Raw genomic sequence first — 6167 nt, forward strand, 5'->3', positions numbered from 1 at the left:
CTTCGGCGCCGAAGCCGATTTCAAGAACTCTGCCGTGAACATGGCCTACGCCAGCCAGGGCGGCCTGGGCCTGCCGGACACCACCTATTACACCGATGCCAAGAACGCCGACAAGCTGAAGGCCTACCAGGCGCACGTCGCCAAGGTGCTGGAACTGTCCGGCGTCGCCGCGGCCGATGCGGCCAAGCAGGCCGAGGACGTGGTCAAGTTCGAAACCCGCCTGGCCAAGGCCTCCAAGTCGCGCGTCGAACTGTCGCGCAACGTCGAACTGTTCTACAACCCGGTCACCCTGGCCGACGCCGACAAGCTGACCCCGAACTTCAGTTGGACCGAGTTCTTCAAGTCGCAGGGCGTGGCCGCGCCGGAGAAGTTCTCGCTGGCCATGCCGGCCTTCCATGAGGAAGTGAGCAAGGCGCTGGGCGACACCGATCCGTCGGTGTGGCGCGCCTACCTGCGCTTCCACACCGTGGACAGCGCCTCGCCGTACCTGGCCGACGCCTTCGTGCAGGAGAACTACGAGTTCTACGGCAAGACCCTCAACGGCCAGAAGGAACAGAAGCCGCGCTGGAAGCGCGTGCTGGGCACCATCGAGAACGATGCCGGCGAAGCCTTCGGCCAGCTGTATGTGAAGGTCGCCTTCTCGCCGGAAGCCAAGGCGAAGATGGAAGAACTGGTGAAGAACCTGGCTGCGTCGCTGAAGGAACGCATCCAGGGCCTGAGCTGGATGAGCGAGGAAACCAAGGCCAAGGCCATCGCCAAGTGGGAAACCTTCACCCCGAAGATCGGCTACCCGGACAAGTGGCGTGACTGGGCGGGCCTGCAGACCCAGCGCGACAGCTACCTGGGCAACGTGCGCGCAGCCAGCGAGTTCAACTACAAGTTCAACCTGTCCAAGATCGGCAAGCCGGTCGACAAGACCGAGTGGGGCATGACCCCGCAGACGGTGAACGCCTATTACAACCCGCTGCAGAACGAGATCGTGTTCCCGGCCGCCATCCTGCAGCCGCCGTTCTTCGATCCGAAGGCCGACGACGCGCTGAACTACGGCGGCATCGGTGCGGTGATCGGCCATGAAATGACCCATGGTTACGACGACCAGGGCGCGCGCTTCGGGCCGACCGGCAACATGGAAGACTGGTGGACCCCGGCCGACAAGAAGAACTTCGAAGGCCTGACCGGCAAGCTGGTCAAGCAGTTCGACCAGTACAAGGTCGACGGCCAGGCCGTGAACGGCCACCTGACCCTGGGCGAGAACATCGCCGACCTGGGTGGCCTGGCCACCGCCTACGACGCCCTGCAGAAGGCCACCGCCGGCAAGGAAGATCCGAAGGTCGACGGATTCACCCGCGACCAGCGCTTCTTCTTCAACTGGGCCACCGTGTGGCGCACCAAGTACACCCCGGAAAACGCCAAGGTCCGCCTGGCCACCGACCCGCATGCCCCGGCGCAGTTCCGCGCCATGGGTGCGCCGTCGAACCTGCCGACCTTCGCCGCTGCGTTCCAGTGCAAGGCCGGTTCGCCGATGGCCCGCGCTGGCGAGCAGCAGGTGGTGATCTGGTAAGCCACGGCTGACGCTGCGGCAGACCTGCAAAGGCCCGGGATTTCCCGGGCCTTTGTTTTTGGCGGCGCCCTGCGAACGCAGCGTGATGCGTGCATGCCGCGTCGATGCGCGGCTTGCTATAGTGCGCGCGCCCTCAATCCATCACGGATTCGTTCCACATGCCCAACTTCCGTCCGCTTGCCATCGCCCTGGGCATCAGCCTGGCGACCCTGGTCCCGACCCACGACGCGTTCGCCGCCGCCAAGAAGAAGGCCGCACGCGCGCCGGCTGTCAGTGCCCAGTGCAGCGACTTCTACGACGCCACCAACGCAGGCTGGCTGAAGGCCAACCCCGTACCGCAGACCGGTGCCACCACCGCACTGGGACAGCTGGTCGATCGCAGCCGCCAGCAGCAGCGCGAGCTGCTCGACGCCGCAATGAAGTCGCCGCAGGGCAACGTGCAGAAGCTGCTGGGTGACTTCTGGGCCAGCGGCCTGGACGAAGCCGCCGTGGAAGCCGACGGTTCCAATCCGATCGCCCCGCTGCTGACCCGCATCAACGCCATCAAGAAGGCCAAGGACGTGCCGGCGTCGATTGCCGCGCTGCACCAGGTTGGCATTCCGGTGGCCTTCAACTTCGGCCCCGACGTGGACCTGAAGGCGCTGGATCGCCACATCGGCTACTTCATGCAGGGCGGCATGGGCCTGCCGGACCCGGCGTTCTATACCCGCGCCGACGCCGACACCGTGGCGCTGATGGGTCGCTACCGCGCCTACGTCAAGCAGATCCTGGCGCTGACCGGCACCCCGGCCGCCAAGCTGGATGCCGAATCGCAGTCGGTGATCGCGCTGGAAACCGAGCTGGCACGCAATGCGCAGTCGCTGGCCGGCATCAACAACCCGTTCAACAACTACGCGCCGATCTCCACCAAGGAGCTCAACAGCCGCTACCGCAACCTGCAGCTGGATGCCTTCCTGAAGGCACAGGGCGTGGATGACGACCTGGTCTCACTGGCCGACCCGGGCCTGTTCAAGCAGCTCGACGGCATGGTCACCAAGCTCAAGCCGGACCAGTGGAAGGCCTACCTGCGCTGGCGCGTGGGTGACTCGATGGCGCCGTACCTGTCCAAGGCTTACCGCGATGCCGAGTTCGAATTCCGCGGCCGCGTGCTGCGTGGCGAAACCCTGCCGCCGCAGCGCTGGGAAGACGTGCTGGATGCGATCAACGTGGCCGCCGGCCCGATGGTCGGCCGCGAGTACGCCGCGCGTTACCTGTCGGCCGAAGACCGTCGCCAGGCGGCGTGGATCGTCGACAAGGTCCGCGAAGTGCAGATCGAGGCAGTCAAGAACAGCAGCTGGATGAGCGCCGAAGCCAAGACCGAAGCGCAGGCCAAGCTGGCCGCGCTGAAGATCGAGATCGGCACCCCGCTGCGCGACCTGGACTACAGCGTGCAGCCGATGGGCCGTGGCTCGTTCGGCGGCAACATGCTGATCGCTTCGACCTGGCGCCATCGCGAGGAAATGAAGCGCATCGGCAAGGGCAACGCCGACCGTCGCTGGGACGTGCTGCCGCAGCAGCCGTCGCTGGCCTACGACCTGGCGCAGAACCGCCTGATCGTTACCGCCGCGATCCTGCAGGGCCCGGTGTTCAACGCCAAGGCTGACGCCGCCGACAAGTTCGGCAGCTTCGGTGGCCTGGTCGGCCACGAGCTGACCCGTGCGATCGATGCCAAGGGTGCGCTGGTCGACGCCAAGGGCGAGCTGCGCAGCTGGTGGACCCCGGCCGACAAGACCGCCTGGACCCTGCTCGGCAACCGCGTGGCCGCGCAGTACAACGCCTACGATTTCCCGGGCGTGAAGGGGGCCAAGGTCAACGGCACGCTCACCCAGGAAGAGAACCTGGCCGACATCGCCGGCCTGGAACTGGCCTGGGCCGCGTACACCGCACAGGAGCCGAAGGCCAAGCAGGCACAGCAGCAGGGCTTCTTCCGCGCCTGGTCGGCACTGTGGGCACAGCAGCTGTCGCCGAACGAAGCCGTGCGCCGCCTGACCGCCGACATCCGCGCGCCGGGCCTGTGGCGCAGCAACGGCACGCTGGCCAACCTGCCGGCCTTCGGTGCCACCTTCAGCTGCAAGGCCGGCCAGCCGATGCAGCGCAGCGAGGCCGAGCAGATCAAGGTCTGGCGCTGAGCCTGCTGATGAACCGGTAACACAGGGGGCGCCTTCGGGCGCCCTTTTTTTGCGGGTGCAGCACGATCCGGGGTTAACACCGGGCATGCTATCGCTGCTGCCTCGTCCATCGTGGAGCCCTGACATGGCACACAAGAACACGATCTGTGTCTGGTATGACAACGGCGCGCTCGAGGCCGCCACCTTCTACGCCAGCATTCTGCCCGACAGCGCGGTGACCGCCGTGCATCACGCGCCCGGTGACTATCCCGACGGCAAGGAAGGCAATGTGCTTACCGTCGAATTCACCGTCTGTGGCATTCCCTGCGTCGGCCTCAACGGCGGCACCGCGTTCAAGCACAGCGAAGCCTTCTCCTTCCAGATCCAGACCGAAGACCAGGCCGAGACCGATCGCCTGTGGAACGCGATCGTCGGCAACGGCGGCCAGGAGAGCCAATGCGGCTGGTGCAAGGACCGCTGGGGCATCTCCTGGCAGATCAGCCCGCGCATGCTGATCGAAGCGGTGACCAGCCAGGACAAGGCACTGGCCAAGCGCGCCTTCACCGCCATGATGCCAATGAAGAAGATCGACATCGCCACCATCGAAGCAGCAATCAAAGAAGGGGACGGAGGGGATTAAGTCGTTTCCCCCACTGCCTGCGCTGCAATGCGAATTGCGACTTAATCCCCTCCGTCCCCTTTTTCCGAGGTGCTGATGACCTGGGATGCGATCCTCATCGGTGGTGGCCACAACGGCCTGGTCTGCGCGGCCTATCTGGCACGCGCCGGAAAGAAGGTGCTGGTTCTGGAGCGCCGCGGGATTCTCGGCGGCGCAGCGGTCACCGAAGAATTCCATCCCGGCTTCCGCAACTCGGTCGCGTCGTACACGGTGTCATTGCTGCAACCAAAGGTGATCGACGACCTGCAACTGCATGCGCATGGGCTGCGCATCGTCGCGCGTCCGGCCAACAACTTCCTGCCGCTGCCGGATGGCCGCTATCTGTTGTCGGCACCGGGCCGCACCCAGGGCGAGGTCGCGAAGTTCTCCGAGCGGGATGCGCAGCGCCTGCCCCAATATGAGGCACGCCTGGAGATCTTCGCCGACGTGCTTCGCGCGTGGGCCCTGCGCGCACCGCCGGATATTGGCGTTGCAGGTGGTTGGCATGCCCTGCCCGCCCTGTGGCAGATGGGCCGTCTCGGGCGCGAACTGTCGACGCTGGATCCCTCGCTGCGGCAGGAACTGCTGGACCTGTTCACGCTGTCGGCGGCGGAGTATCTGGATCGCTGGTTCGAGAGCGAGCCGATCAAGGCGCTGTTCGGATTCGATGGCATCGTCGGCAACTACGCCAGCCCGTATACCCCGGGCAGTGCCTACGTGCTGTTGCACCACGTGTTCGGCCAGTGCAACGGCGTAAAGGGCGCTTGGGGACACGCGGTGGGTGGCATGGGTGCGATCAGCCAGGCCATCGCCGCCTCGGCGCGCGCGGCCGGTGCGGAACTGCGCGTGCAGGCCGGCGTGCAGCGCATTCTGATCGAGCAGGGCCGCGCGGTGGGCGTGGCACTGACCAACGGCGAAACGCTGCACGCCCGTGCGGTGATCGCCAACGTCAACCCGAAACTGCTCTACGAACACCTGCTGGAGCCGGCACACGTACCGGCAGCCACGCGCGAACGCATGGCGAACTGGCGCTGCGGCTCCGGCACGTTCCGGATGAACGTGGCGCTGTCGCGGCTGCCGGAGTTCCGCGCCCTGCCCGGCCCCGGCGATCACCTCAGCGCCGGCATCATCATGGCGCCCAGCCTGGACTACATGGACCGCGCCTGGCTCGACGCGCGCCGCGAAGGCTGGTCGCGCGAACCGATCGTGGAGATGCTGATCCCCAGCACGCTGGACGATTCGCTGGCACCGCCCGGGCAGCATGTAGCCAGCCTGTTCTGCCAGCACGTGGCACCGGTGCTACCTGACGGCCGCCACTGGGATGATCATCGGGACACCGTGGCCGACCTGATGATCGCCACCGTCGAACGCTATGCGCCCGGCTTCGCCGACAGTGTGCTCGGTCGGCAGGTGCTGTCCCCGCTCGATCTGGAACGCACCTTCGGCCTGGTCGGCGGCGACATTTTCCACGGCGCACTGAGTGCCAACCAGTTGTTCTCGGCGCGGCCGATGGTCGGCCAGGCCGGCTATCGCGGCGCCCTGCCCGGCCTGTACCTGTGCGGTTCCGGTACCCATCCCGGCGGTGGCGTTACCGGTGCACCGGGGCACAATGCCGCGCAGGTGGTGTTGCAGGATGGGTAGATGCCAACCTTGGTTGGCACAGAGCGGCAGGTCGAACGCCAACCGAGGTTGGCATCTACCCGCGTCCAATGATCCCATTCAAAGCGTGCCAACCCAGGTTGGCACCTACCCGCATGGGACAAGGTGTGCCGACCAACGGTCGGCCCCTACAGCCTGAAAA

4 protein-coding genes are annotated in these 6167 nt (G+C 66.1%); all 4 read left to right on the plus strand.

Annotation, left to right across the window (positions count from 1 at the left end; translation table 11 throughout):
* Positions 1-1561 (plus strand): M13-type metalloendopeptidase (locus O0J73_RS21100; protein ID WP_308309571.1); only part of this gene is annotated, 1561 nt, incomplete at its 5' end.
* A gap of 158 nt (positions 1562-1719) precedes the next feature.
* Positions 1720-3729 carry a M13 family metallopeptidase gene (locus tag O0J73_RS21105; RefSeq protein ID WP_308309572.1) on the plus strand — a complete coding sequence of 670 codons (2010 nt, stop codon included), beginning with the start codon at positions 1720-1722 and terminating at the stop codon, positions 3727-3729.
* A 124-nt stretch (positions 3730-3853) separates the two neighbouring features.
* Positions 3854-4348: a VOC family protein gene (locus O0J73_RS21110; RefSeq protein ID WP_308309573.1), complete on the plus strand. Its 495-nt coding sequence runs from the start codon at positions 3854-3856 to the stop codon at positions 4346-4348.
* 75 nt (positions 4349-4423) lie between these two features.
* Positions 4424-6007, plus strand: a complete 1584-nt coding sequence (locus O0J73_RS21115) for an NAD(P)/FAD-dependent oxidoreductase (protein WP_308309574.1) — start codon at positions 4424-4426, stop codon at positions 6005-6007.
* Positions 6008-6167: the final 160 nt, after the last annotated feature.

This window comes from Stenotrophomonas sp. Sm6012, from assembly GCF_030985895.1.
Taxonomy (GTDB): domain Bacteria; phylum Pseudomonadota; class Gammaproteobacteria; order Xanthomonadales; family Xanthomonadaceae; genus Stenotrophomonas; species Stenotrophomonas forensis.